This window comes from Streptomyces sp. NPDC059696 (genome assembly GCF_042733745.1).
Classification (GTDB): domain Bacteria; phylum Actinomycetota; class Actinomycetes; order Streptomycetales; family Streptomycetaceae; genus Streptomyces.
Map to the genome: position 1 here is coordinate 14,957 of NZ_JBHWFG010000043.1, position 24,735 is coordinate 39,691.

Below are 24,735 nucleotides of genomic sequence, written 5' to 3' on the forward strand. Positions count from 1 at the left end.
CAGGACTCGGGCACCAGAGCTCATGCCCGCATGCCGAACAGGAGACGCGTCACGCGTGTCCGGCGCACCAGCAGTTCGTACGCGGTCAGGGTCAGCACGAGGGAGATCGTCACCAGCGCCAGGTACTCGACCGCGATCGGCGCCGACCAGCCCACCACGACGTAGGCAACGGCGACGACGATCGGCTGGTGGAGGACGTACAACGGCAGGACCGCGGCGGCGAGATAGCGGTAGGCACGTCGGCGCGAGGTCCTGTCCGGTGAGGTCACCGGCTCCTGCGGCAGTCGGCGTCCTGGGCGGTCGAGGACGCCGGGGATGGCGACGACCAGGCACCATCCGGCCGCACCGAACAGGGCTCGTGATGCGACGGCCAGAGGGGTGGTCCCCGTGAAGGGATCGTCGACGGTGGTGAAACCGGGGGCCGCCGCCACGAACAACAGCACGCCGAGGCAGGCCGCCGCACGCGCGTCGCGCCGCATGGCGGTGCGCCAGCGCGTGTCGGTGGCCAGGACGAAACCGGCGGCGAAGAAGAGCAGGTACGACCACCGGTGCCAGCCCGCATAGTCCTCCTCCATGCCGGCGAAGGCGCAGAGAGCGGCGAAGCCGAGGGCAGGCAACAGCACGAGGCCTCGCCGCAGAGACACGGCCGTCGCCGTACGGTCCAGGGCACGCCGGACCGGCCCGTGCGGCAGCCATCGGTGCAGGCAGGCCAGCATGAGGGAGAACGTCAGCAGCAGTACGACGAACCACAGGTGGCCGGTCTCGAAGTAGCGCCCTTGCACCAGGAAGGGGAACTCGTCGAACTCCACGTGCACGTCGAAGAAGTGGGGCAGGAACGCGAGGTACGACTCGTCGTAGGCCGGGTCGGACGCGCGCTGTCGGAGCCACTGCGGCAGCGGGTTCAGGAGGACGGTCGCGACGAGCAGGGGAACGCCCAGTCGCAGCAGGCGCTCGGTGACGAAACGGCCCGCACCGCGGCGCTGCATCGAATACCGGGCGCCCAGGCCGGAGATCAGGAACAGGAGCGGCATCGCCCAGACCACCCCGAACCCGGCGATGACGGTGACGACTTCCGTGGTCTCGGAGTTCGTGACGTAGAAGTCGCCTTCCGTCGCGAACACCAATGCCGAGTGGAAGAAGATCAGCCCGATCACCACCAGCATGCGTATCGCGTCCAGTTCCGGGCGCCGCTCCGGTGAGGTGGCCTGTACTTCCGTACGCGTCGCCATGCGGCGCCCCTCCCCCGACTCGGGTGCGTGCACCCATGGTGGCGGGGAGGGGCGCGCAGGACCATACCCACGCAGGCCGGCCCCGGGAGGACGCCCCGGGATGCGGCGTCAGGCGTGGGACAGCGCGAAGGAGACCAGGAAGCCGCTGACCGTGACCAGTCCGATCGCCAGATGCGCGTCCTGGAAGGCCTCGGGGATCATCGTGTCGGCGATCATGGCGAGGATCGCACCGGCGGCCACAGCCGTCACGCCCGCGATCCCGGTGGGCGAGAAACCGCCCAGGACGGCGTACCCGAGGACGGCGGACACGGTACTCGCGACGGCGATGGCGCCCCACACGGCGAAGACGTACCCCTTGCTGCGGCCGGACTTCTTCATCCCGGCCGAACTGGACAGCCCTTCCGGGACGTTGCTGATGAACACCGCTGCGACGGTCACGAGACTGACCGTGCCGCCGTCGAGCAGGCTGACGCCGATCACCGCCGACTCGGGCACACCGTCGAGCAGCGCGCCCAGCGCCAGCGCCAGGCCCGAGCCGCTCTGTTGCTCCTCGGACGGCTGGGTCTGCTCACTGTGGTGACCGGATCGCTTGCGGTGGCGTGCGCCCCGGCGTGCGAGCCAGAGATTGCCGCCCGTGTAGGCCACCGCTCCAGCCAGGGTTCCGACAGCCGCCGGGCCCAGCCCGCCCTGGTCGTAGGCCTCGCCGACCAGTTCGAAGGAGACGGCGGAGAGAAGCACGCCGGCACCGAACGCCATCACCAGTGCGATGACCTTCTGCGGGACGCGCATCCCGTAGCCGAACACCGCTCCCAGCAGGAGGGCACTTCCTGCCAGCAACCCCCAACCACCTGCTTGGATCACCTCGGACATGCGGCGCGTGTACCCGCCTGAGGGTGATCGGCACCTGCGTCCGCCTGCCATCTGTCGGCGGAACCCTCGCGCCACCGGCACGGCACCGCCCGCTCGGCGGCACGGCGGCACGCCCGCTCTGCGGCCCGGCGGCCCGGCGGCCCGGGTGTCCCTTGTGCCATCCGCCGTTCGAGGGGGCGGCGGTCCGTCGGGTGGTCACGGCGATGAGTTCCGGGGGCGCGGCGGGTCCACGAGTGCGACGGTCGCCGAGAGGCACCCGGACAGCTGCTCATCGGCCGTACGCACCGTGACCGGCCGCTCGCGAGGAGGACGACATGACCGCCCCCTACACCTTCGACGTCTTCTCGAGCCTCGACGGCTACGGTGCCGCCGGCGGCGACTGGACCGGCTACTGGGGCAGACAAGGGCCCGAACTGCTCGACCGCCGCCTCGCCCTGTACGGCGAGGAGCAACGGATGATCTTCGGGGCGCACACCTACCGGTTGTTCGCGCAGATGCCGGCCACGAGCACGGAGGACTCCGACGTGCGCGATCCGTGGGTGACACGGATGAGGAACCTGCCGACGACGGTGGTGTCGAGGACGCTCGAAGGCCCCCTCGACTGGCCGGACGCCACCGTGGCGAGCGGTGACGCGGTCGATGTGGTCGCCCGGCTCAAGGAGGAGTCCGACGTACCGTTGCGTTCGCACGGCAGTCTGTCGATGAACCGGGCGCTGATGGCCGCCGGTCTGGTCGACCGCTTGCAGGTGACGCTTCCCGGTCATCACCGGCCGGACCGGCCTGGACCCCGTCTTCCGGGAGGCGGCGGACTTCGACCTGGAGCTGGTCGAGGCCCGCACGCTCGACGGTCACATCCAGGAACTCACCTACCGCCCCAGGCTGCACTGACCCGGCGGCGGTGGTGGCACCCCCGCTCAGGCGTTGGCGTGACGTCGCCAGGCCGTCCTGCGGGGAGCGGCGTGGTGGACGGGCTCGGTGGGCTGGTCGGCCTGCCGACGCCTCAGCCAGAGAGCGGTCATGGCCAGCAGGGAGGCGAACACCACGAGGAACACCACCGACACCCACATCTGCCTGCTTCCCGGGTCGGCCCACCCCGCCGACCCGGCCGAGACGGCCCACAGCGCCGCTCCCCCGGCGTAGAAGGTGCGCATCCGGCGCAGCTGCCGCAGGGCACGTACGGACTCAGCGTGATCAGTTTCCGAAGCCATGCCGACGCAGGTACCCCGATCCGCGCCGCATATCAGCTCGGAATCGCAGTCACGCTCGTGAGGGCGGCATCGAGTCCGGATCACCCGGATCGGAGGAAAGAACGTGCGAAAAAGGCCCTTTCGTCACCTCGGCGGAACCTCACGCCGGGCGGGACGGCCTCTCCGAGCATCCTGGAGTCGGGACGTTCTTCATCCCTGCGGACTCCCGCCCTGGCCGGCCCACGTCTCCTCCACGCGCTTCCGCGGTCAAGGAGTGTCGCCGCGGTAGTGGAAGCGGCACGTCACCCCAGCGCCCGGTGTGCGCGGGGCCCCGGGGGCCGGGTCGTACAGCGCGCGGCCGCCGGGGAACCGTCCGAGTTCCGTGGGGAGGGCGGCCCCGGTGGCGAGCTCGTCCGGTGTCCAGCCCGTGACGTCCAGCAGCAGCCCGTCCAGCGGCCCGCCGATGAGCTGGGCATAGGTGCGTCCGGGGCGTGGGCCCGGATCGGGGTCGTCGTGGTCGTGGCCGTAGACCCGGCCGCGTAGCAGCTGCTCGTCGCCGTTCATCCGTTCAGCCTCTCAGCGACCACTGACAACGCGTTTTCCGTGAGGTCACCGGGCGCGCCGCCGCCGGACATCGCGGGCATCGCGTGGGTCTCGGCCGATGATGAGGTCATGACCGACCGTGAAGAATTCCTTGGGTGGGTCGAGACCGCCCTGTACGAGGCGGAGCGTGCGCTCCACAACGGTGACGCGGCTCCCCGCCGGGCGCTCTGGTCGCGCCATGAGCCCGTGAGTGTCCTCGGGGCGTGGCGCAACGCCCGGGGGCAGGAGGAGCTGGACAGTCTCTTCGCGGCGCTGGAGAGGAGCTTCTCCGACTGCACGTCCTATGTCTTCGAACTGCTGGCATGCGATGTCCGCGGGGACATGGCCTATACGGCCGGCCTCGAGCACACCTCCGCCTCCGTCGACGGTCAACCCCGCACCTACACCCTGCGGGCCACCCAGGTGTATCGCCGTGAGGACGGCGCGTGGCGGGTGGCCCACCGCCACGCCGACACGGTGGCCGAGTGAACATGCCGGGCGGCTCCTACCCGACCGCGCGCGTCGGGACCACGTGCGGGGCGTCAGCGGGGAGTCGTGCCCCGTTAATAGGACGGGGGATGGATGCAGTAACTCCAGAAGCTGAACTCGCAGACTCCCGGCGCGATTTCTCTGCACTCAAGGTGCACGTCGCAGCCTTCCCTTTGGGTCGGCTCCTCAGCGATGAGTTGCCGACTTATCCCGAAGCTCTCGAAAACTTCGAAGATTTGCGTCAAGGGAAGGGACATGAGCGGCTTGTAGCTTCCGGACACCATTCCGCCGTTACGGAAGGCCAGGCTGCTCAGGAACTCGCTGAAGTCCTCATAACTGAGGTTTGACAGGGCGTGGTGACGGCTTGCACGCAGGCGCTCTACATCCTCGGCGGTACGGGCAAACCAGTCGTCATCGCTCGCCAGCAAGGCGGCGTACTCCTTCTCGCTCTTCGCCAGCCGACTCCGGTCGATCTCTGTCGACTTCATGTTCTTTCCTCCGCTCGCGGCTCTTGCCAGAGTTCCGCGGGATGTCGCCAGTGAAACGCACATGATCAGTCACCTGAGTGGCGAGGGGTATTTGATCGTTGAATAAATCGCGAGAGACCGCGGAAGCTTGCCCCAGGCCGTGAGCCACACGACTTCTCATCACCATTGAGGCTTTTCCAACCTGGTCGCGTAGCACGTCGGTTGGCTGAGAGCGGCGTTGAGGAAAAGGTGAAGCTCCTGGTAGATGGGTTGTCGACCAAGATCAACCTGTCCGCCCGGAGCTTCACGTGCTTGTCTACCCATCGGGGATCGATCTGTCCACCTCGACACTGCGCTACTTGTCCGGCCTGCTGAGGACCCGGCGGCGTGAGCGCGGCACGCGCTGGCGCCGCCTGACCGCGGACCGGCAGGCTCTGCTCGCGCTGGCTCATCTGCGCTGTGGGCACACGTACGCCCAGCTCGCGGCTGGCTTCGGGATTGGGCTCGCTACCGTCTTCCGGTACGTCGTCGAGGCGGTTGAGGTCCTGGCTGCCCTGGCCCCCACCCTCCAGCAGGTTATGACCGTTGCCGCCGGCAAGGCACTCGTGATCCTGGATGGCACCTTGCTTCACATCGACCGCATTGCCGCCGACCGCCCCTACTATTCCGGCAAGCACAAGCGCCACGGCATGAACGTCCAGGTCATCGCCGACGCGTTCGGACGCCTGATCTGGGTGTCACCTGCCCTGCCAGGTGCGGTCCACGACATCAAGGCCGCACGCACCCACGGCATCATCGAAGCGCTCACCCAAGCCGGCATCCGGACGTGGGCCGACAAGGGATATCAGGGAGCTCAGGGGACGATCCGGGTGCCTTACCGGGGCCGCTGGAGCAGGCTCCCAGCTGGGAAGCGGGCGGTGAACTCCTCCCACGCCAGGATACGAGCCGTCGGAGAGCAGGCCAACGCCACGCTGAAGAGCTGGCGGCTCCTGCGCAAACTGCGTTGCAGCACCACCCGCATCACCGACATCGTCAAGGCCGTCCTGGCCCTACACCTCGCCACGGGAGCCTGAGATCCATGCCGCCGGCGGCATGGACAAGGACATCGCCGCCATCAGCGATAGCAAGGGAGACCACTCACCGTGACAGACGTCAGAGTCACCTACGACAAGACCGTCAACGCAGCGTACATATACCTCACCGAACCGCAGACCCGCGTGAAGTCAGCGCGCATGTATCCCTGCGATCCTGTGGACGTCGACGGCATGATCAACCTCGACTTCGACGAGCAGGGCCGCCTCATCGGCATCGAGGTGTTGGCGGCCAGTTCGAAACTTCCCGAGTACCTACTCCAGTCCGCGGAGCGACTTGACACCGAAGGTGCATGACCAGCCGAGCACCACGCTCGCGGCGAACAGGTTGGAAAAGGCTCATTGTTGGCGAAGCTGCGAGGACTCGCATCCCGGGTCGCACGTCTGACAGGCGACCTCTTGGGCGACATGCATGGGTCGGCTGTGGCGGCACAACTGCGCAACATCGTCGGCGAGTTCCAGCACGCCGGACCAGTCCCACGGCTCGACAACGGGTGTGGTGACGTCCGCCAAAAGGACAGCGACTGTGGTTGGGGACGGCAGTCAGCTGCGGCGCCCTCGTGAGGCGCGGCCCAGGTGGACTCGTACTTCGGCTTCGCGGCGCCGATCGCCAGTCTCGCGAAAGAGGGCAGCAGCAGCGGAAAGAGCCTCAACGGCTTCATCGAATCTGGGAATCTGACACAGGCTGATCCCGACGTTCTTCCAAGCCATGCCTTCGCCGTGGCGGTCGCCCAGCTCCCGGCAGAGCGTTGCATCCTGGGTGCCGACGTCGGCAGCCTCGTCGAATCTGCCTTGCTGGGCGAGGGCATGGCCCAGCCTATCCAGCGTGGAGGCGGCACTGTGGCGGTCGCCGGTTTCCCTGAAGAGACCGGCCGCGGTGGTGAGCGGAGCGACGGCCTTGTCGAAGCTCCTCTGCAGAAGCAACAGTTGACCGAAATTGGCCAGCGCCTGGGCCTCGCAGCGAGGGTATCCGATGTCCTTGGAGAGGCGAGCAGCATTGAGGACTGCGTCGGCTGCCTCGTCGAACTCACGCATCTGGATCAATGCGGCCCCGAGGTTGTTCAGAGCATCTGCCTCCCCATGGCGGTCACCGAGTTCACGGAAGAGCGCAACGGCCTCAGAATGAGCCTTGACTCCCTCCCTGAACTCTTGCGCGGCAACCAGCGCCAGCCCCAGGTTGACCAACGTTACGCTCTCCGCGTGGCGGTCGCCTATCTCCCTCCAATAGGCGACGGCCTCGGTCAAGTAGCCGACGGCCTGCTTGGACGCGCCCAGATCGATCTGAATGGGCCCCAAGATTCCCAGTACTCTGGCCCCGCCCAGACTGTCCCCTACCTCTTCGAAAAGAGCTGCGGCGTCCATGAGGACGTTGACGGCATCCACGAAGTTCTCCTGGAACGCCAGAGCCTGCCCGAGATTGGTCAACGTGATGGCTTCTACGTGGCGGTCTCCGGTCTCACGGCACACATCGAGAACCGCTGTGAAGACATCGACAGCTTCTTCGAACCTGCCTGCACGGATCAGCGCACGCCCCAGACCATCGAGCGCAGCCCTCTCGTTGTGACGGTCTCCGGCAGCACGGCAGATGCCGACGGCGGCAGTACCGAGGTTGAGCCAGTCGTTGGTGTGGCGGCGCAGGTCGAAGAACGTGCCAAGAGCCAGTACAAGTCCTGTCGCGGCGGCGTGATGCGCGGGGGCGGCCTTGGCGGCGGCGACGAGGTTGCCCCGTTCGGCCTCCAGCCACTCCAGCGCCTGACCGCGGTCGGTGAAGTCGTCCGGGAGAGGCCAGCCCGGCGTCGTCTGCAGGTGGGTGTCGGCGGCCTGAGCGGTAGCGAGGTAGTGGTCGAGCAGGCGTGCCACCGCCGCATCCCGGCCGTCGTCCGCGGCACGGTCGCGTCCGCGCTCGTCCGCGAAGAGCCGTACGAGGTCGTGCATGGACCAGCGTTCGCCGTCCACCAGCTCATGGTCGGTCCCACCTTGCGCCCGCTGCTCGACCAAGTGGGCCCGGGCCAGCCCGGCCAGGGACCGCCGGGCGTGCACCGGGCCGAGGTCGAACAGCTTGGCAGCCGACGCGGTGGACACGTCCGTCCCGGGAGCCGCGCTCAGCAGCCTGAACGCACGCCGCTCATCCGGCGTGAGGTGCCGGTACGAAAGCTCGAACGAGGCCCGCACGGCCAGCGGCTGCCCCTCCGACTCCGCGCTGCCGTACTCCAGCGCGTCCAGTCGCGTCCGTTCGTCCGCCAATTCCCTCGCTTGGGCCGCCAACGGCCGGCTCGGCTCGTCCCGTAACAGCGCACCGATGATCCGCAGGGCAAGCGGCAGGAAGCCGCACAGCTGCACGATGTCCAGTGCCGCTTCGGGCTGAGTGGTGACGCGGTCGTCCTCTGTGCCGCCGACGTGCAGGGCCCGGTCCAGCAGCACTACGGCGTCCGCGGCCCTCAACGGCTCGAGCTCGATCCTGCGCACGGGCATCGCCGAGAGCCGGTGCCGCGAGGTGAGCAAGGCCCGATGGGGCGTGCCCGGCAGCAGAGCGTCGGCCTGCGCGGGGTTGCGCACGTTGTCCAGGACCACCAGCAGCGGCCGGTCCTGTGCCGCGAGCCCCGCCAGCATCTGCCGCCAGGCGTCGATCTTCCCCTCAGGCGTGGGCGGCAAGTCCCTGGTCTTCACTCCCAGAGCACGCAGCATCCGGTCGGCCGTCTCGGCGGCGCCAATCGGTTCGTCACCGTACCCGCGCAGGTCCGCGAAGAGGGTCCCACCCGGGAACCAGCCCCGAGCCCGGGCCTGATGGGCCGCGTGCAAGGCCAGCGCCGTCTTGCCGACGCCGCCCATCCCGGAAACGGCCGACACCACGACGGCCGCCGCCTCCTCGTCCCCCTCACCGTTGCCGTCGGGCGGCTGCAACCACCGCAAGACCTGGTCGATTTCGTCGGTCCGGCCGGTGAAGCCTGCCGGGGCCGGCGGCAGGGTCATCGGGGCGGGCGCCGGCACATGATCGGCCGCGGCGCTCGGAGGACGCCCGCCGCGCGCCTTACGCTCCGCCTGTGCCCGGCCCAGAAGCGCCTCCCAGTATCGCGGGGGCCGCGGGGCGTAGTCCGACCCGGCTTTCTGCGCCTCGGCCTGCAGGTGGCGTACGAGGGCCAGAAAGTAGCGGGTGTACGCGCCGGCGCTTGGCACGGCCGGGCCCTTCAGCCACCCGGAGACGGACGAGAGGGAGATGGCGACGGGCGGCAGTTGCTTGGCGCCCAGGCTTGCCATGCTGGCCAACGTCGGCGAGCCCGCCGCCTCGTGAAGCGCCTTCAGCTCCGCCCGTAACCGCTCCGCGTGCCCCATCGCCGGCCTTTCACCACGTACGGCTTGCAAGGTTCGCACTTGTCAAAAAAGTCCTCGAACCCAAGGCTGACCAGCCTAGTCGCCCCCCTGCGGGACGGTGACCCCATCGATGGAAACCCCTTGTAAACGGCTTCCTTGGCCTTCCGCCGGCGGCAGACTGCTGCTGGCTGATCCCCCAGGAGACCGCCATGTCCGACGTACCCGTGCCCTCCGAACCCGGAGCCGAGCCGGGCGCCCGCCCGGCGCCTGTACTGATCGTTGCCGTGTCGGCGGGAGCCGTCCCCGCTGGCTTGACCGTCGTACTCGCCCTGCGCGTGGAGGCGTTGCCGGACGGGCGGGCTACGCGGGCGACGGCGAGTGCGGCCCTGCCGCTTCTTCCGCTCCATCCCCCGTCCGTTTCCGGACGACGGCGCTTCACGCGCAGGCTCCGGGAGTGGAACCTCGCCTGGTGGTTCGCCGTGGCCGCAGCCGCGCTCGAGGTGCCGGTGAGCCACGTGCTGGCCTACTACCTCCACCAGCACGGGCTCATCTCACCGCTGGAGTACTGGTTCCCACTCGACTGATCGCTTTCCGGTTCCCACTCGACTGATCGCTTTCCGCCACGCGTGCCGGAAAGCGAGGCCGTCTCACGGTGCAGGCACGATAGGGGCAGCTCTCAGGCGTGCCAGAGCGCGTTGCGTCGGTGGCGTGCCGGTGGGATGTCCACCGAGCCCACAGCGTCCCGTCCGCCTGGGTCGAGGCCCTCACGCACCAGGCCCAGCAGCGTCCCCACGCGGGATCGCAGCCGCTGCCGTTCGCGGCGTTCCTCCAGTGCCGACCATGTGGTGAGGGAGCGGTCCCGGCCGCGTCGGGCGAACGAGTAGACCTTCACCGTGCGGCGGATCGGTTGGGGTTGGGGCTTTCGGGACTCGCGTGTCGCGTCGGCGAGGCTGCGTGCGCTGTACCTCAGGTCGTAGAGGGTCACCGAACGCCAAGGGGCTCCCGACGGGACGTCGTGAGTGCTTCGGCTCGGTGAAGGGGGCCGGTGGTGGGCGGTGCGGGACACGGGGCTCCGTTCGCAGCCACCGCCAGGTATCTCCTGGCGGGCTACCGGAAGCCCGTCGGACCGGTCGAACGCGCGTCTGCCATGACGTCACTCTAGCCCGGTGCTTGGACGGGCGGGTTCGCCATCGACCGTCTTCCCCACCGCTTCGCGGCGGCGGTCGGCACCGGCAAGTGGGGCTTCGCACACGGGGCTTGGTCGTGAAGGTGGTGATCTTGGGCAGACGGTGGAGGTGATCTTGCTGTTGGCCCCCTGAGGGGGCTCCCATGAGGGGGGATGTCGTGACCGTGCCTGTGCGTCGTACGTCGTTCGTGAAGCGGAGCCGCTACGGATTCGATCTTCGGTCGACTGCCTTGTTCTTCGTGTTCCTCGCCGTGGTCGTGTGCGCCCTGGGATGGGCCGCCCGCGTGGCGGCGGGCGCTGTGGAGCGGCGCCCCGCCTGGGTGTTCGTCCTCGTCGCGCTAGGTGTCGCCGGCTGTCTGGGTCTGCGACGCCGGTGGCGCCTGGCGGGAGTGGCGCGTCGGGCGGCGGCAGCTCTGGACGAGGCGGCCAGAGAAGCGGCCGAGGTGCTGGACGCTCCTTCGGATCCCGTCCGGCCCGTGTCGGCCCCCACGTCGGCCACCGTCTCCCCCACCGCCCCCACCACCCCCATCACCGTCGCCGCCGTCACCGCCGTCACCGCCGTCACCGCCGTCACCGCCGTCGACTACGACGCCCTGAGTCCGGAGGGGTTCGAGGAGGCGATCGCCGGACTGTGTGAACGGGACGGCTGCACGGAGGTCGAAGTCGTCGGCGGCGCCGGGGACTTGGGTGCTGACGTCATAGCCGTGACACCCGAAGGGCGCCGGGCCGTCATCCAGTGCAAGCAGTACGGCGAGTCGAACCGCGTCGGCTCCCAGGACCTGCAGCGTTTCGGCGGCACATGCTTCAGCGTGCACGAGGCCGATGTGGCCGTACTGGTCACCACGAGCGACTTCACGGCTCCGGCGCTCGAGTACGCCGAGCAGTGCGGGATCGTGTGCGTGAACCGGGAGGGCCTCGAGGCATGGACGGACGGCACCGGCCCCCGGCCCTGGGAGGCCGCCCTGGAGGACGGGGCAGCGGGGTGGGAGACGGCCGGATCCGGGTGCTGAGCGGTGCGGGGTCCCGCAGCGCTGGTCGGCGCACGCTCCGCAGACGCGTGCGGCTCTGCCGGTGATCGGCTCGGTCGAGGACGTCCCCTTCGCCCGCCCGGCGATGAGTGCCTGGAGCCGTGGGGAGGCCGAGCTGTGGGCCGACGCCATGTCGCACGCCCTGGTGGAGCACTACGGCCGCTGGGCGACGGGCCGGCGCTGGTCGCACGACGAAGGGGACTCCGACGGCCGGCCGGTCGCCCCCGACCTCCAGGGCCGCCTGGACGCCTGTCTGGCCGAGAGCGCCGACGACGCGCGGACGCCCCTTCCCCTGGCCGCTCGCGCCCCGCGGGCCTACCTCGACGTCTGCTTCTTCCACCCCTTCGACGACGGCAACGCCCGCTGCGTCTTCCTCACCCTGCTGTTCGTCCTCGTCCGCGAAGGCATCGCCCTCGACGGTGTGATCCCTGCTGCGCCGTGTCTCCTTCTGGGCCGACGAGTCCCAGGACGCGCTCACTCTGGCCTCGCACATCGACCTCCACATCACCGAGACCCGGCGCCGTGCCGTCTCACCCGATTGAGTGCCTGGTGATCGGGCGGTAAGACGGGCGCGGCGGGGTAATGGGATGTCGTTCAGCACACCTTTTGGAGATGGAGCCGAGGATGACCGACGACGCCTATCTGTTCCTGCTCGACGACGCGTCCGCGCAGCTCGGTGTGGCGCCGGCCGCCGTCGGTGAACTCGCCTGCATGGAGACCCCCGCCGTTCGCGCCTGGCTCGCTGCCCAGGGAAGCACGCCGACCTCTCCTCAGCTGCGCCTGCTGCCGCCGGAGGAGCGGGCGGCCGTGCCGGAGGGCGCCGAGCGGCTGCCCGTCCCGCTGAGCGAGGAGGAGCTGAGCCGCCTGCGTCACGAGATGGTTCCGCAGCCGCTGGCCCGGGTCGAAGAGGAACTGCTCGCCTTCCGTGACTGCGCGGACGGGCGGGACGGTCTGATCGGGAAGGCACTGGCCGCCGGTGTGGCGCCGCACCGCATCGTCGAGTTGACCGGCGTGGACCCGGCCACCGTGACCGCCGCCGCGAGCAGGTGACGACACCACCACGGACAGACCTCCGGCCGCCGCGGTCAGATTTCCGGCCGCCGCGGTCAGACCCCCGGCGCCGCCGCGGTCCGGCCATCCGCTCCCGCCGCGGTCCGGCCATCCGCTCCCGCCGCGGTCCGGCCACCGCTCCGGCCCCGGTCCGGCCGTCCGCCCCACCACGGTCCGGCCATCGGCCCCGCCGGGCGATAAGGTCCGGCGGGGCCGATCGGCGTTCCCCGGGCTAGCGTCCGCCCGGTGACGCGCCTGCGTGCCAGGAGTCGCCGCCGCGAGGCCGGGCGCCGGGGCGGACCGGATCAGTGGCCGCGGGTGAAGACCTTGTTCCGGGTGGAGCCGCCGTCGCACAGCTTCTTCTCGTCGGCCGTCATCTTGCGGGACTTGACCACCACGGCGCTGTGTTTGCCGTCCGTGCCGTTCGGTGCCGGGCCGGTGACGGTGTCGGGCACGAACCAGTAGTAGTGCCCCCACTTGGGGTCGTCGTAGTGGGTCTGCCACGTGCCGGATATCTGCCGCATCACCTGCGCCCGGGAGATCCAGCCCACCTCCCCCGGCTTGACGGTCACTGTGAAGGAACTCGTCTCCGTGTGCGAGCTCTGCCAGGTGTAGTTGTAGGTCGCGGTCACACTCGCCGTGATGATGCCTTCGATGCCGCCGCCCACGGTGACCGAGCCTCCGACCGAGTGGGAGGAGCCGACGGTGTCGGCCCAGGACATCGACTGGGAGGCGGCTGAGTCGGTGCAGTTGAAGAGCAGTTCGGAGACTTGGCGGGGTTCACCGAGGTAGGCCTCGCCAAGTCGGGGGTCGTTGAAACTGCACTTGCCCGCTCCGGAGGCGCAGTCGGCCATGATCTGCTCCGCGGTGGGTTGTTCCTCGGCCGCGGCGGGCACTGCCGTCGCGATCACCCCGAGGGCGGTCGCCGTCAACGCGAGCGTGCGGCTGCCGTACCGCAGGGCGTGGTTCCTCGTCATACGTCTTGCCTCGCATGTGCGTGGGGGGATGTGGCCACAATGCCCCTTGTTCCGGGCGGGATTGTGGTCGCCGTGTGATGCCAACGAGGCTCACGTAAACGACGGACCGGCTACACCAAGAGATGGCAAAGTTGTATTTGATTTTCAGAACTGATGAATTGCCAACTTCGCGCCGGGCCAACGCTTTCGGGGACACTCGCAGGCCCCGCACGGAAGGCCGCCGGCGCCATGCGAAGACCGTCGGCGCCATGCGAAGACCGCCGGCGCCACACGGCGTGCGCGGCACCGGCGGTCCCGGAGGAGGCCGGAAGGTCAGTTGAGGGGTTCGAGCGTCAGGTAGGCCTGGCGCGGGTTGCCGTCGTGAACGAGGGACTCATGGTGGCCGACGTCGTCGAAGGCGAAGGCGTACGCCTTTCCGTCCGCCGTCTGGGCGTGGATCTTGCGCGCGTAGTGGTTGGTGACGTCGTCCTTGTAGAAGTCGGTGGCGCCGGCGTCGGGCTGGTGGGGATTGACCAGCAGGGTCGAGCGGTTGAAGCCCGCGCACAGGGTGCGCGAGATCGGGCCGCGCACCTGGTCGTTCGGGGCGTCGAGCCTGCGGTGACAGCCGAAGACGGACGAGGCGTCCGGCTTCTGGAAGCTCGTGACGAGTGCGCCGGAGCCGTTGGTGAAGTTCATGACGCCGCCGGAGACCCGGCCGTAGTACGTGGTGCCGGGCTGGTCGGCGAACGGGGAGACCGTCAAGGTCGAGGTGGTGTACTTCTGCCAGACGCGGTTGATGTAGTCGTCCATGACGGTGGCCGGCAGAGCACCGGTCTCCACGCCGTACAGCGGCGAGAGCGCGCGCAGGACGGTGCCGTCCGGGCGGGTCTGGATCAGGTTGGCCCAGCCTCCGGGCTGGCTCCGCAGGGCGTTGAAGAAGCCGTTGTACCCGCCGGGTTTGAGCCGGCCCGTGCTCGCGGTGCTGCCGTCGGCCCGCTGCACTCCCACCGCGTAGGGGGCGGAGAACATGTCGACCTGGGTGCTGTTGATCCACAGGCCCGAGTCGTTGAGCGTGTACTCGGACCAGTTGAACAGGATGTTGCGGTTGGGGTCGGTCGGGTTCTGAACGGCGGGTTGGACCAGGCCGCCGGTGGTGAGCTTGAAGACCAGCTTCTGGCCGTAGGAGAAGTAGACCCGGCCGGAGAACTTGGGCATGCGGATCGTGGCCGACTGCCCTGGCGCCGGGCCCGCTATCGAGGCGTCGGGGGCGGGAGAAGGCGGGTTGCCGCCGGCGGGCCAGGGGTGGAAGGTGCCGCTCGCGTCGGCCCAGCCCTGCCGGCCTGTGGAGAGTTCCGTCCCGAGGTTGTAGAGATACAGCTGCTCACCGCGGGCCGAGTTGTTGGTGATCTTCAAGGGGATGGTCGCCGGGACGGCGGCATGGGCCGGCGCTCCCGTTCCGGTCGCCAGCAGTGAGCCGGCGAGGACCGTGGCCAGGGACAGCCCCGCGGCCGTGGCCCGGTTCCTGAGAGTGCGCAACACGCTCTGCCTCCGTTCGACGGTTGGCCGTTTTTGAGAGCGCTCTCAATGTCCCGCCTTGGTACGTACCTGTCAACAGACGTGCAGCCTCCGGTCACTTCGGGGCCACTCCGCTCTGTTCAAGGGCTCCCCGGTCGGCTTGTAGCCCCCGGGTCAGCTCGGAGTCCCCTCGTGCAGCGGTCCACGCAGGCAGGAGAGGACGACGACGAACGGCCAGACCGACTGGAGGGTCGTCACGGCACGCTCGGCCACACCGGCCACGCCGTGGAGGTTCAGCTCGATCAGGAACCAGGCCGCGCCGACCGCCATGACGGTGGTCGCCCCCAGGGACGGGAAGGGACGCAGCGCCCAGGGCACGGCCGCACCGGCCCGGGCGGCCAGCACGGGCCACGCCGCCAGCACCGCGAAGCCCACGGCGGCCACCGAACCATGGCTCAGCGAACCGCCGCTGCTCGGCGCCGGGCACACGGCGACCGCCAGCGCCGCCACCCCGCCGGCCGCCAGCGCCACCCGCCCCGCGGTCGCGGCCGGGCGCAGACCCCAGGCCGTCAGCAGATGACAGAACCCCAGGGCGACGAAGGCCGCCGTCATCACCCAGGACCCCTGGTTCCCGGGAGCCGCGAGGACGCTGATCGTCTGGGCTGCCGGGTCGTACGGGGGCCCCTGCAACGATGCCGCGACCAGCCAGCCCATGATCAGGAAGACGGGCGCACACCCGGATGACAACAACGCCCAGGTAGGTACAGATCGCATCAGGACACCGTAAAGCCGGGCATCCGCCTCCTTCGGCCTTCCCCGCACTGCCTGACACACGTGGCGTAGTCACCCGGCCCCGGCCGTGCGTGCCGGCGGCGGGCGCGGAGGCCGGCCCACGCACCGGCGGGCGGTGCGGCGTCCCGGATCGCCGATCTGCTGTGGTGGCGCGGGCCGGGGCGGCGGCATCTCGAAGCGGCTCTGCGGGCGCTGTGCGCCGCACCGGACGCCGAGCGGCGGCTCTCGCGGCTGCTGCGGCAGGCCGTGGCGCGGGCGCGGGGGTACACGGACGACCGGGGCGCGGTGCGGGAGGTCTCCTGCAACCGGTAGCCGCGCGGGACCGTCCTACCGGGCACCATGATCTCCGCAAGCATCGCCGGCCCGTGGGCCGCACCGGTTCGTCAGCTGCTCGCCTTCGCCTGGACCCAGACGCAGGCCTGCGCCTTCGCCCTGGCCCTGCTGTCCGGCGTGGCCGTCTCCGCGCTGCTGCCCGATCTGCCCGTGGCACGCTACGACCTCCTGGTCGTCTACGGCGTGCTGCTCACCCTGGTGTTCTGGGCGCGCGGCTGGGAGAGCGGGCGGGACGTCGCCGTCATCGCGGCGTGCCACGTCATCGGTCTGGCCTTCGAGGTGGTGAAGGTGTCGCTGGGCTCCTGGAGCTACCCGGAGCCGGCCGTGCTGAAGTTCGCCGGTGTCCCGTTGTACGGCGGGTTCCTGTACGCGGCGGTGGGCAGCTACGTCTGCCGCGCCTGGCACCTGTTCGACCTCGCTCTGGTGCGCTACCGGCCGCGTGCGACGGCCCTGGTCGCCGCGGCCGTCTACGTCAACTTCTTCAGCCACCACTGGCTGCCCGACCTGCGCTGGGTGCTGGCGGGTCTGCTCGTGGCCGTGACGCTCGGGACGTCGGTGCGGTTCACGGTGCGCGGGGTGCGCCGACGGATGCCGCTGGCGCTGTCGTTCGTGCTGATCGGGTTCTTCCTGTGGGTCGCGGAGAATCTGGCGACCCTGGCCGGTGCGTGGCGGTACCCGTATCAGGAGCACGGCTGGGAGCCGGTGGGGGTGCAGAAGTTCGGGGCCTGGGCGTTGCTCATCAGCGTGACGTTCGTGCTGGCGGCGGTCGGACGGCGTACGGGCTCCGAGGCGGTGCGGGACGTCGGCTGAGGGGCGCCGGGGTCGTGGAGTCGTCGTGGCGGCACTCGCCTGAGTATCATCCTATGGACGTAAATCGGGTGATTTTCCCTCGCGGTCCTCACCTACCGTGGCCATCCTCGCCGGAGTGAACCATGTCCCGCACCGGCACGACGGACGACGGCGACGAGCTGCTGACCAGGCTCGGGGCCCTGACGGCTCAGGCGCGTGCGCAGGCCGAGATGCAGAGGTCCCGGGTCGAGCTGGCGATCGCGCTGCAGCGCGGCATGCTGCCGCGGGACCTGCCCGTGGCCGGCAGACTGCACCTGGCCGTGCGGTACGCGCCCGCCTACCGGGGCCTCAACGTGGGCGGCGACTGGTACGACGCCTTCACCCTGGGGGACGGCCGGATCGGGTTGTCCATCGGCGACGTCCAGGGCCACAACATCGAGGCAGCGGCCTTCATGGGGCAGGTGAGGGCGGGTCTGCGGGCCCTGGCGTCGGTCACGAGCGATCCGGGCGAGGTGCTGGCGCGGACCAACGATCTGCTGCTGTCCCTGGGCTCCGACCTCTTCGCCACCTGCACGTTCATGCGGCTCGACCCGTGCGCCGGGGTGCTGGAGAGCGCACGGGCCGGGCATCTTCCCTGTGTCTGGGCCACCGCGGACGGGAAGTCCGGCCTGACCGAGGACGAGGGTGGGCCGCCGCTCGGTGTGCAGGCCGGGACGCCGTACCCGGTGACCCGCTACGAACTGACGACGGGCGGCGTGTTCGTCCTGCTGACGGACGGTGTCGTCGAGGGGCCGTCCATGCGGCTGGAGGAAGGCCTGGACCAGGTGACGCGGCTCGCGGGCATCGCCGCGGTGGCGGGCATGGACGTGGACGCGCTGGCGGGTGCGGTGATCAAGGGGGCCGAGCGCGTGGGGCACGACGACGACGCCGCCGTGCTGGTCGTCGGCCTGGACGGGCCGGACGCTCAGCCATAGGGCCGCACCGGACCCGCTCCTGCCTCGCCGAGGCGGCGGCCCCGGTGTCTCATGGCTGCTGTGGTGGGTGGCCGTGTGGGTAGCCGGAATCTGCGGACGCCGGCCGTCGTCGCTCTGCGGACGGCGGCCGTCGCCGCCTGCTACTACGTGTCCGCCCAACTGGGGCTGCTGCGCGAGCTGGTCGTCGAGGGCGCGGTCGTCACGCCCATCTGGCCACCCACCGGCGTCTCGGTCGCCTGTCTGCTGATCCTCGGACTGCGCTGCTGGCCCGGGATCGCGCTGGGGGCCCTCTTCGTCATCCTGTCCCTCACCTCCCTCACGCCCTCGACCCTGTGCGTCCTGGCCGGCAACACCGCCGCGCCCGTGGTCGGGTACCTGCTGCTGCGGCGGGCCGGATTCCGCACCGATCTCGCACGGTTACGGGACGGGCTCGCCCTGGTGTTCCTGGGCGCCTTCGCCGCCATGCTGATCAGCTCGACCATCGGCGCCGGCACCCTGATCGCCACGGACAAGATCGAGTGGCCCGGCTTCTGGGCGGTGTGGCTCGCCTGGTGGGTGGGTGACGCGATGGGCGTGCTCATCGTCACGCCGGTGCTGCTCCTGCTGTCGCGCGTACGTCTGCCGCTGCCCGTGTCGCGCTGGAAGGAGGCGGCGGGGCTGGCGGTCATCGCCTGCTGTCTGGTGCCGCTGGCCGCGCGCAGCTCGGTCAGTCTGCTGTTCCTCGTCTACCCCCTGTTGATCTGGGCCGCTCTGCGGTTCCAGCTGGCGGGCAGCCTGCTGTGCGCGCTCTTCGCCTCGGTGATGACCACGGTGGCGGCGACCGACCGGGTCGGGCCGTTCGAACGGCTCAGCCGGGTCGAGGTGATGATGAAGCTGCAGGCCTTCAACGGGGCGATGGCGCTCACGGCCCTGATCCTCTCGGCGGTGATCACCGAGCAGATCTACACACGGCGGTCCGTGGAGCGCGCGTGCCAGGAGCTGGTCGAGGTGCTGGAGCATCTCACCGCGGGCGAGACGGCGGACAGCCGGCCGCCACTGGAGGAGGGTGGAGGACTCGGGCGCCGGGAGGAGTGAGGGCCGGGACTGTGGGGAGCCCGGGACTGCGGGGACCCGGCACTGCGGGGACCCCGGACTACGGGGGCCCCGGACTACGGGGATCCGGGACTGTCGGGACCCGGGACTGCCGGGACCCGGGGCTGCCGGGGCCCAGGGCTGCCGGGGCCCAGGGCTGCCGGGGCCCAGGGCTGCCGGAAATGAGGTTGTCCTGGATCCGGCCTCTCCCAAACCGGGGTTGGCCGGGATCCGGCCTCTCCGGAACCTGGGCTCTCCGGACCTAATCTGGACGTCATGACCCAGGTGGAGGTGCTGCAGCTGCTGGTCTCGCCCGCGCACCGGCTGGCCGGGCGACCGTCGGACGGGCCGTCTCCCGGTCCGCCGGACGAGCGGGTGACCCGGGTGGAGGTACGCCGCGGGCTGGGCCTGGTCGGCGACCGCTACTACGCCCGGCCCGCCCATCGGAACGCGGCCGTGACCCTGATGGCCGCCGAGAACCTCCCGGCCGGCGCCGACCTGCGGCACACCCGCCGGAACGTCCTGCTCCGGGGCGTCGACGTCGACTCCCTCGTCGGTACGACGATCTCGCTCGACTGCGGCACCGGGCCGGTGGTGTTCGAGGTGAAGCGTCCCGCCCGGCCCTGCGCCTGGATGGACGTGACGATCGGGCCCGGCGCACAACGCGCCCTGCGCGGCCGGGGCGGCGTGCGGTGCACCCCGTTGAGCGACGGGGTGCTCACGCTCGGCCCGGCCACGTTCCAGGTCGTGGCCGGGCCGACGAAAGGTCCTGAAGGTCCCCGGGCGGGCAGCCGCCCGGGCGGACCCGCGGGTGGCGGTGCCTGACGGTCAGCCGCCCGACGGTGGTGTGCGGATGGCAGCGATGTCGAGCTGCAGGCGCACCTTCTCGCTCACCATCGCGCCGCCCTCGGCCAGGCGGCTGTTGTAGGTCAGGCCCCAGTCAGAGCGGTTGATGGTGGTGGTGCCGTCGAAGCCGACGCGGTCGTAGCCGAACGGGTCGGTGACATAGCCGATGTAGGTCATGTCGAGGACCACGGGGCGGGAGACGCCTTTGATGGTCAGCTCACCCGACATGCGGAACAGGTCGGCTCCGGTCTGCTCGACCGCCGTGCTGGTGAAGCGCATGCGGGGATAGGTCGCGGCGTCGAGGAAGTCACGGCCGACCAGGTGGGCGTCGCGTTGTTCCACTCCGGTGTCGACACTCGATGTGAACAGAGTGATATCGGCCTGTGACCGTGTGGGATCGTGCGCGTCGAAGTACAACCGGCTTTCATACTCCAGGAAACAACCGCGCACGGTGGTCACCATGGCATGCCGGACGGAGAAGCCGATCCTGCTGTGTGCGGGGTCGACGACCCATTCACCGGACAGATTCGCCAGGTTGGGGTCCGGCAGCACGGCAGCGGCGGATGCCGGTGCGCCGTTGCGGTGCTGTGGGGGGAAGGGCGCTGCCTGCCGGCGGGACGGCACAACGCGGCTGAACAGGTTCATGATTCATCTAGGTACTTGAGTTTGCTTATAGCCGCAAGTCCCCTTCCGTTTTGCGGCTGTTGAGAACCGGCCCCCGCCCGCTTTTGCCGTCGCTTTGCACAAAACCCACACATGGTTGTCGCGGCGTATCACCGGAACGACCATGCGAAACTCCGGGAATTTTCATGTCGGGCATGTCGGCGAATCGGTGTTACGTCACCTCTATCGCGAGGTCGTTGTCGACGGTGTAGTAAGGGCGGACCAGGCATCCGTCCGCCTCGATCGACGGGTAGACGTACACGTGCTTGCGGTCGGCCACGTCGTCGAGCAGCCGGCCGACCCTGACGGGCGGGGCCCCGGCCGTGGGGCGGACGAAGACGTCCCAGATCCGGGCCGCTCCCCCGCTGCCGGACGTCAGGTCACCGGGTGCGGCGGTGAACGAGAAACCCCTTCCGTCGCCGTCGAGCTCCGGACCTACGGTGCGTACGGTGTCGGTGCCGCGCAGGCGCAGGCGCACGGTGGCGTCCTGGTGGAGTTCGCCGCCGTGCAGACGGGCCGTGACCCTGAGCGTCCGGTTGCTGAAGTCGATGCCGCGGGCTTCCGCGTGGGAGGGGCGCCGCCAGGTTCTGAGGGCGAGGAAGCCGTCCTTCGTGGCGTACGGGATCCGGACCGCGACGGGCGAGGGGCGGTCGCGCAGGTGGCCGTCGACGAGTGCGCGCAGGTCCCGCAGGCCGGGGCGCAGCCGCCGGCGCTCCGCTTCGGGCTCCGGCAGCAGGTACACGTCCCAGCGGCCCTCGTCGAGGGCCGGACTGGGGTCCAGTACGGCGTAGGGCCGGCCGTCGGCCGGGTCGGTCTCCAGGTCGAGAAGGTGTCGGGTCGTCTCGGGCAGGCCCTTCTTGGGCCGCAGCCGCAGGAGCAGCCGGGGACGTGCGGCCGCGGTCGGCTGCAACCGGAAGGTGATCCGCCCGTCGGTGTCGATCGCGCAGTCGGCCCGCAGGTGCGTTTCGTGCTCCGGGCTCGGGGGCGCGCCCTGGTGCGTGGGGGTCGGCCTGTCTTCCGGCGTGCTCATCGGCGTCCCTTCCGTATGGAGCGCAGTACGCCGGTGGCGGCGGCGTGGGCGGCGTCGCGGGCGGCGTGGCCCCGGCCCGCCAGTGGGCTGTGGGTGCGGTGGTGCGGTTCGGTGGCCGCCCCGCCGGATCTCCTGGCCGCGGCGGCGGTCTCCAGCAGACGTTCGGCCTGGGTGACGACGGGGCCGGGGGCGAAGCGGCGCGCGTTGTCCAGGGCGGCTCGGCCCGTACGGCGGCGGCGCTCGTCGTCACCGACGAGTTCCAGCAGGGCCGCGGCGAGCGCGTCGCGGTCCCCGACCGGTACGAGCCGTCCGTCGACCCCGTCCTCGATGATCTCGCCCGGGCCGTAGGGGCAGTCGGTGCTGACGACGGGCAGTCCGCAGCGCATCGCCTCCACGATGGTCATGCCGAACGGCTCGAAGTCGGACGCGGCCGCCCCGATCGACCCCTTGACCCACTCGGCCTCCATGGGGGTGGCGGCCCCCATCAGGAACACGTTGTTCCACAGCCCGAGCCGCTCGATGAGCCGGCGCAGATTGGCCTGCTCCTCGCCCTTGCCGTAGATGCGCAAGTGCCAGTCCGGGTGCGCGGCGGCGACCCGGGCGAAGGCCTCGATGAGCAGGTCGTAGCGCTTGACCGGCACCAGGCGCCCCGCGGCGATCACCACCTTGGCGGTCCCGTCTGCGGGAGGCAGCGCGGGGTCGGGGACGCTGTTCGGGAGGGCTTCGACGTGGACCCCGGGCAGCCACATCTTGCGCCGGTAGGCGGCGGCGTCCGCCTCCGTCACGGTGGTGATCACGTCGAGGCGCCGGTAGGCGCGGCGCAGGGCGGTGCGCAGCCGCGGCGAGTGGTTGTCGAGCGTGAGGTGTTCCTGGCCGACGCGCAGGACGTGCGGCGGGGCCTGGCGGGCAATGTGCACATTGAGGCCCGGGCGGGTGCCGATGACGGCGTCGGCGTCGAGCGCCGCGAGGCACTCGCCGAGGCGCTGGTCGGTCAGCTCGCTGTACTGGTGGTACCGGTACTCGGCGGCCGGGAACACCTTCGCGGGTCTGCCGTGCAGCGGATGGTCCGCCTCCTTGCGCAGGTCCACCAGGGCCCGCAGCCGCACGCGGGGGTCCAGGACGAGATGGGGGCGTTCCCGGTGGCGTAACGCGGAGACGATCTCCACGTCGTGCCGCTCGGCCAGGGCTCCGGCCAGGTTGAACGTGGTGGTGATCGTGCCCCCGATTCCAAAGGCGTTGTGAATCAGGAAAGAGATCTTCATGGTGGCCTAGACCGCGCCGACGGCCGGATCGTTGTCCGCCGTTACCACTCTGTGGCCGTGCCCGGCTGACGGGCCGAGCCGGCCTGTTCCGGAACGATCTCGGACAGAAGTGGTCTGGGCCATACCGATTCGCCCCCGATGTGTGGATAGCTGGATGTGTTTGCCCGCGCATCGTCGCGTCCTCGGGTGCACCCTCGTATCGATCTTCAGGAGACCCATGCGCCCCCGCGCCACCCCGGTTCCCCGTACCGCCTCCCTCCCGCCCGTCGCCCTGGCGGGCGGCGCGCTGGCCGTGGGGGTCGGTGGTCTGTATCTCGCCGGTCTGCTCCTCACCGGCGGCCACATCGACTCGGGCACGACCGTGCGCGGGGTGGACATCGGAGGGCTGAGCCGCACCGAGGCGGTCCGGAAGCTGGAGCGGGAGCTGGGCCCGGCCGGCGCCCGGGAACTGGACGTCACGGTCGGGGACCGCACCGGCAGGGTCGATCCGCAGCGGGCGGGGCTGTCCTACGACGTCGAGGAGACCGTCGACCGGGCGGCCCGCACCGGATCCGACCCGGTCAGCGTGTTCGGCGGGTTCTTCCGCTCGGGCGGCGCCATCGAACCGGTCGTGCACCTCGACGAGGGCAAGGCCCGGGCGGCCCTCGGGCGGCTGGCGGACGGGCTCGACCAGAAGGTGCGGGACGGTGCCGTGAGCTTCGACCACGGGCACGTGCGGACCGTCGCACCGCGGACGGGGTACGCCCTGGACGTGAACGACGCCGTCGAGCCCCTGCGCGAGGCCTTCGTTCGAGGCAGCCGTTCGGCCACTGCTCTGCCCACCCGCGAGACCCGGCCGGAGGTGACCGCCGACGAGGTGCGGCGGGCCGTGCGTACCTTCGCGGAACCCGCCGTGTCGGGCCCCGTCACGCTCTCCGCGGCCGGCCGGCGCTTCACCGTCGCCCCGGACACCCTGGGCGATCACCTGACCATGCGGGCGGACGACAACGGCGCGCTCCGGCCCGAACTCGACGCCAGGGGCCTGCGCGCCGAGCCCGCCGTGTCCGGCCCGCTGGACGCCGTCACCACGACCGCCGAGAACGCGAAGCTGCGGCCGGAGGGCGACAAGGCCGTGGTGGTCCAGGACGCCACGGTGGGCCGGTCGGTCGACGACAAGGCACTGGGCAAGGCCGTGATGCCGCTGCTCACGAAGACGGGCGCCGACCGCGCCGGCGACGTGCAGGTGCACCGGACCCAGCCGGAAGTGACCCGGGAGAACGCCGCCCGGCTGGGGCTGACGGAGAAGATGTCCTCCTTCACCGTCCACTTCGAACCGGCCGAGTACCGCACCAAGAACATAGGCCGGGCCGTGGAACTCATCAACGGCTCCCTCGTCCGGCCAGACGAGACCTGGAGCTTCAACCGGACCGTCGGCGAACGCACCGAGGCCAACGGCTTCATGGACGGCATCATCATCCTCGACGACAAGTTCACGAAGGCCTCCGGCGGCGGGGTCTCGTCCGTGGCGACGACCGTGTACAACGCGCTGTTCTTCGCCGGGGTCAAGCCCGTGGAGCACGGAGCGCACTCGTTCTACATCGAGCGCTACCCCGAAGGCCGCGAGGCGACGGTCGCCTGGGGCAGCCTGGACCTGCGGTTCACCAACGACTCCGGCAAGGCCCTCTACATCCAGGCCGAGTCCACCGACACCTCCGTCACGGTCTCCTTCCTCGGCACCCGCACGTACGACGAGATCAAGTCGGTCACGGGCCCGCGTACCAACGTGACGAAGCCGGAGAGGACGGTGAGCCACGACAAGGAGTGCGTGCCGCAGACCCCGCTCGAAGGGTTCGACGTCACCGTGGAGCGGGTCTTCTACACCGACGGCCGCGAAGTGAAGCGGGAGCCGTACCGCACGCACTACACCCCGCGGGACGAGATCGTCTGCGAGTGACCGTCGTGTTCACTCCCGTCCGCGACTCTCCCTTCCCGCACGAGCGTTGACCCCGCTCGGGAGCACCAGCACAATGAGCCACC

The 24,735-nt window shown here is 70.2% G+C and carries 25 protein-coding genes and 1 pseudogene; 13 read left to right on the plus strand and 13 right to left on the minus strand.

Translation table 11 applies throughout. From position 1 onward, the window contains the following. Positions 1–20: 20 nt before the first annotated feature. On the minus strand, positions 21–1,229 hold the full coding sequence (locus ACFV20_RS32500) for an acyltransferase family protein (RefSeq protein WP_385663409.1): 1,209 nt from the start codon (positions 1,227–1,229) through the stop codon (positions 21–23). Positions 1,230–1,337: 108 nt separating this feature from the next. After that, positions 1,338–2,099, minus strand: a complete 762-nt coding sequence (locus ACFV20_RS32505; RefSeq protein WP_385663411.1) for a ZIP family metal transporter — start codon at positions 2,097–2,099, stop codon at positions 1,338–1,340. 314 nt (positions 2,100–2,413) lie between these two features. On the opposite strand from ACFV20_RS32505, the pseudogene ACFV20_RS32510 reads away from it, so the two are divergent. Next, positions 2,414–2,987: pseudogene (locus ACFV20_RS32510) on the plus strand (dihydrofolate reductase family protein). A gap of 26 nt (positions 2,988–3,013) precedes the next feature. Here the strand turns inward: ACFV20_RS32510 and ACFV20_RS32515 are convergent. Beyond that, the gene (locus ACFV20_RS32515; protein ID WP_385663414.1) at positions 3,014–3,307 is read right to left on the minus strand and encodes a hypothetical protein; all 294 of its coding nucleotides are present in this window, start codon (positions 3,305–3,307) and stop codon (positions 3,014–3,016) included. Between the two features lie 246 nt (positions 3,308–3,553). Then, entirely contained in the window at positions 3,554–3,850 is a 297-nt protein-coding gene (locus ACFV20_RS32520; RefSeq protein ID WP_385663417.1) for a hypothetical protein, read from the minus strand. Positions 3,851–3,958: 108 nt separating this feature from the next. On the opposite strand from ACFV20_RS32520, the gene ACFV20_RS32525 reads away from it, so the two are divergent. After that, positions 3,959–4,357 (plus strand): nuclear transport factor 2 family protein, encoded by a 399-nt coding sequence (locus tag ACFV20_RS32525; RefSeq protein WP_385663420.1) that lies wholly within the window; start codon positions 3,959–3,961, stop codon positions 4,355–4,357. Positions 4,358–4,431: 74 nt separating this feature from the next. Here the strand turns inward: ACFV20_RS32525 and ACFV20_RS32530 are convergent, their stop codons facing one another. Beyond that, positions 4,432–4,845, minus strand: coding sequence for a hypothetical protein (locus ACFV20_RS32530; RefSeq protein WP_385663423.1), 414 nt, complete (start codon positions 4,843–4,845; stop codon positions 4,432–4,434). Between the two features lie 287 nt (positions 4,846–5,132). Between ACFV20_RS32530 and ACFV20_RS32535 the strand changes: the two genes are divergently transcribed. Together ACFV20_RS32535 and ACFV20_RS32540 are read left to right on the plus strand one after the other, a co-directional pair. Then, on the plus strand, positions 5,133–5,897 hold the full coding sequence (locus ACFV20_RS32535) for a transposase family protein (protein ID WP_385663426.1): 765 nt from the start codon (positions 5,133–5,135) through the stop codon (positions 5,895–5,897). 69 nt (positions 5,898–5,966) lie between these two features. Next, positions 5,967–6,212, plus strand: a complete 246-nt coding sequence (locus ACFV20_RS32540; RefSeq protein WP_385663429.1) for a DUF2283 domain-containing protein — start codon at positions 5,967–5,969, stop codon at positions 6,210–6,212. A gap of 246 nt (positions 6,213–6,458) precedes the next feature. On the opposite strand, the gene ACFV20_RS32545 is transcribed toward ACFV20_RS32540, so the two are convergent. Further along, entirely contained in the window at positions 6,459–9,170 is a 2,712-nt protein-coding gene (locus ACFV20_RS32545) for a tetratricopeptide repeat protein (protein ID WP_385663432.1), read from the minus strand. Positions 9,171–9,433: 263 nt separating this feature from the next. On the opposite strand from ACFV20_RS32545, the gene ACFV20_RS32550 reads away from it, so the two are divergent. Continuing rightward, a complete protein-coding gene (locus ACFV20_RS32550) occupies positions 9,434–9,808 on the plus strand; it encodes a hypothetical protein (protein WP_385663435.1) in 375 nt (124 codons plus the stop codon). Positions 9,809–9,900: 92 nt separating this feature from the next. Here ACFV20_RS32550 and ACFV20_RS32555 read toward each other — a convergent pair whose 3' ends face one another. Further along, positions 9,901–10,209 (minus strand): hypothetical protein, encoded by a 309-nt coding sequence (locus ACFV20_RS32555; RefSeq protein ID WP_385663437.1) that lies wholly within the window; start codon positions 10,207–10,209, stop codon positions 9,901–9,903. A 359-nt stretch (positions 10,210–10,568) separates the two neighbouring features. Between ACFV20_RS32555 and ACFV20_RS32560 the strand changes: the two genes are divergently transcribed. The 3 genes from ACFV20_RS32560 to ACFV20_RS32570 all read left to right on the plus strand — a co-directional run bounded on the left by ACFV20_RS32560 (position 10,569) and on the right by ACFV20_RS32570 (position 12,488). After that, on the plus strand, positions 10,569–11,420 hold the full coding sequence (locus ACFV20_RS32560; protein ID WP_385663440.1) for a restriction endonuclease: 852 nt from the start codon (positions 10,569–10,571) through the stop codon (positions 11,418–11,420). Positions 11,421–11,481: 61 nt separating this feature from the next. Further along, on the plus strand, positions 11,482–11,991 hold the full coding sequence (locus tag ACFV20_RS32565; protein WP_385663443.1) for a hypothetical protein: 510 nt from the start codon (positions 11,482–11,484) through the stop codon (positions 11,989–11,991). Between the two features lie 71 nt (positions 11,992–12,062). Further along, positions 12,063–12,488: a DUF6003 family protein gene (locus ACFV20_RS32570; RefSeq protein WP_385663446.1), complete on the plus strand. Its 426-nt coding sequence runs from the start codon at positions 12,063–12,065 to the stop codon at positions 12,486–12,488. A gap of 305 nt (positions 12,489–12,793) precedes the next feature. Here ACFV20_RS32570 and ACFV20_RS32575 read toward each other — a convergent pair whose 3' ends face one another. The 3 genes from ACFV20_RS32575 to ACFV20_RS32585 all read right to left on the minus strand — a co-directional run bounded on the left by ACFV20_RS32575 (position 12,794) and on the right by ACFV20_RS32585 (position 15,733). Continuing rightward, complete coding sequence (locus ACFV20_RS32575) at positions 12,794–13,465, minus strand: hypothetical protein (protein WP_385663449.1); 672 nt, start codon at positions 13,463–13,465, stop codon at positions 12,794–12,796. A gap of 312 nt (positions 13,466–13,777) precedes the next feature. After that, positions 13,778–14,983, minus strand: coding sequence for a glycoside hydrolase family 64 protein (locus tag ACFV20_RS32580; RefSeq protein ID WP_385663452.1), 1,206 nt, complete (start codon positions 14,981–14,983; stop codon positions 13,778–13,780). Positions 14,984–15,133: 150 nt separating this feature from the next. After that, complete coding sequence (locus tag ACFV20_RS32585; protein WP_385663454.1) at positions 15,134–15,733, minus strand: DUF998 domain-containing protein; 600 nt, start codon at positions 15,731–15,733, stop codon at positions 15,134–15,136. Between the two features lie 357 nt (positions 15,734–16,090). On the opposite strand from ACFV20_RS32585, the gene ACFV20_RS32590 reads away from it, so the two are divergent. From ACFV20_RS32590 to ACFV20_RS32605, 4 genes are all read left to right on the plus strand, one after another. After that, the gene (locus ACFV20_RS32590; protein WP_385663457.1) at positions 16,091–16,894 is read left to right on the plus strand and encodes a DUF817 domain-containing protein; all 804 of its coding nucleotides are present in this window, start codon (positions 16,091–16,093) and stop codon (positions 16,892–16,894) included. Between the two features lie 122 nt (positions 16,895–17,016). Beyond that, complete coding sequence (locus ACFV20_RS32595; RefSeq protein ID WP_385663459.1) at positions 17,017–17,847, plus strand: PP2C family protein-serine/threonine phosphatase; 831 nt, start codon at positions 17,017–17,019, stop codon at positions 17,845–17,847. A gap of 51 nt (positions 17,848–17,898) precedes the next feature. Beyond that, entirely contained in the window at positions 17,899–18,921 is a 1,023-nt protein-coding gene (locus ACFV20_RS32600) for an MASE1 domain-containing protein (protein WP_385663462.1), read from the plus strand. A 273-nt stretch (positions 18,922–19,194) separates the two neighbouring features. Beyond that, positions 19,195–19,743 (plus strand): molybdenum cofactor biosysynthesis protein, encoded by a 549-nt coding sequence (locus tag ACFV20_RS32605; protein WP_385663465.1) that lies wholly within the window; start codon positions 19,195–19,197, stop codon positions 19,741–19,743. A gap of 3 nt (positions 19,744–19,746) precedes the next feature. Here the strand turns inward: ACFV20_RS32605 and ACFV20_RS32610 are convergent, their stop codons facing one another. The 3 genes from ACFV20_RS32610 to ACFV20_RS32620 form a co-directional block, all read right to left on the minus strand. Beyond that, positions 19,747–20,409 carry a YceI family protein gene (locus ACFV20_RS32610; RefSeq protein ID WP_385663468.1) on the minus strand — a complete coding sequence of 221 codons (663 nt, stop codon included), beginning with the start codon at positions 20,407–20,409 and terminating at the stop codon, positions 19,747–19,749. A 190-nt stretch (positions 20,410–20,599) separates the two neighbouring features. Beyond that, positions 20,600–21,457, minus strand: a complete 858-nt coding sequence (locus ACFV20_RS32615) for a transferase (RefSeq protein WP_385663471.1) — start codon at positions 21,455–21,457, stop codon at positions 20,600–20,602. Further along, complete coding sequence (locus ACFV20_RS32620) at positions 21,454–22,719, minus strand: glycosyltransferase family 4 protein (RefSeq protein ID WP_385663474.1); 1,266 nt, start codon at positions 22,717–22,719, stop codon at positions 21,454–21,456. Before ACFV20_RS32620 ends, ACFV20_RS32615 begins: the two co-directional genes overlap by 4 nt. A 217-nt stretch (positions 22,720–22,936) precedes the next feature. Here ACFV20_RS32620 and ACFV20_RS32625 point away from each other — a divergent pair, with 217 nt between their 5' ends. Then, positions 22,937–24,652, plus strand: a complete 1,716-nt coding sequence (locus ACFV20_RS32625) for a VanW family protein (RefSeq protein ID WP_385663477.1) — start codon at positions 22,937–22,939, stop codon at positions 24,650–24,652. Positions 24,653–24,735 lie beyond the last annotated feature (83 nt).

Excerpts from the sequence above, each read along its gene's own strand:
- ACFV20_RS32500 (WP_385663409.1), bottom strand. The coding sequence starts at position 1,229 with ATGGCGACGCGTACGGAAGTACAGGCCACCTCACCGGAGCGGCGCCCG.
- ACFV20_RS32505 (WP_385663411.1), bottom strand. The coding sequence starts at position 2,099 with ATGTCCGAGGTGATCCAAGCAGGTGGTTGGGGGTTGCTGGCAGGAAGT.
- ACFV20_RS32515 (WP_385663414.1), bottom strand. The coding sequence starts at position 3,307 with ATGGCTTCGGAAACTGATCACGCTGAGTCCGTACGTGCCCTGCGGCAG.
- ACFV20_RS32520 (WP_385663417.1), bottom strand. The coding sequence starts at position 3,850 with ATGAACGGCGACGAGCAGCTGCTACGCGGCCGGGTCTACGGCCACGAC.
- ACFV20_RS32525 (WP_385663420.1), top strand. The coding sequence starts at position 3,959 with ATGACCGACCGTGAAGAATTCCTTGGGTGGGTCGAGACCGCCCTGTAC.
- ACFV20_RS32530 (WP_385663423.1), bottom strand. The coding sequence starts at position 4,845 with ATGAAGTCGACAGAGATCGACCGGAGTCGGCTGGCGAAGAGCGAGAAG.
- ACFV20_RS32545 (WP_385663432.1), bottom strand. The coding sequence starts at position 9,170 with ATGGCAAGCCTGGGCGCCAAGCAACTGCCGCCCGTCGCCATCTCCCTC.
- ACFV20_RS32550 (WP_385663435.1), top strand. The coding sequence starts at position 9,434 with ATGTCCGACGTACCCGTGCCCTCCGAACCCGGAGCCGAGCCGGGCGCC.
- ACFV20_RS32570 (WP_385663446.1), top strand. The coding sequence starts at position 12,063 with ATGACCGACGACGCCTATCTGTTCCTGCTCGACGACGCGTCCGCGCAG.
- ACFV20_RS32575 (WP_385663449.1), bottom strand. The coding sequence starts at position 13,465 with ATGACGAGGAACCACGCCCTGCGGTACGGCAGCCGCACGCTCGCGTTG.
- ACFV20_RS32585 (WP_385663454.1), bottom strand. The coding sequence starts at position 15,733 with ATGCGATCTGTACCTACCTGGGCGTTGTTGTCATCCGGGTGTGCGCCC.
- ACFV20_RS32590 (WP_385663457.1), top strand. The coding sequence starts at position 16,091 with ATGATCTCCGCAAGCATCGCCGGCCCGTGGGCCGCACCGGTTCGTCAG.
- ACFV20_RS32595 (WP_385663459.1), top strand. The coding sequence starts at position 17,017 with ATGTCCCGCACCGGCACGACGGACGACGGCGACGAGCTGCTGACCAGG.
- ACFV20_RS32600 (WP_385663462.1), top strand. The coding sequence starts at position 17,899 with ATGGCTGCTGTGGTGGGTGGCCGTGTGGGTAGCCGGAATCTGCGGACG.
- ACFV20_RS32605 (WP_385663465.1), top strand. The coding sequence starts at position 19,195 with ATGACCCAGGTGGAGGTGCTGCAGCTGCTGGTCTCGCCCGCGCACCGG.
- ACFV20_RS32610 (WP_385663468.1), bottom strand. The coding sequence starts at position 20,409 with ATGAACCTGTTCAGCCGCGTTGTGCCGTCCCGCCGGCAGGCAGCGCCC.
- ACFV20_RS32615 (WP_385663471.1), bottom strand. The coding sequence starts at position 21,457 with ATGAGCACGCCGGAAGACAGGCCGACCCCCACGCACCAGGGCGCGCCC.
- ACFV20_RS32620 (WP_385663474.1), bottom strand. The coding sequence starts at position 22,719 with ATGAAGATCTCTTTCCTGATTCACAACGCCTTTGGAATCGGGGGCACG.
- ACFV20_RS32625 (WP_385663477.1), top strand. The coding sequence starts at position 22,937 with ATGCGCCCCCGCGCCACCCCGGTTCCCCGTACCGCCTCCCTCCCGCCC.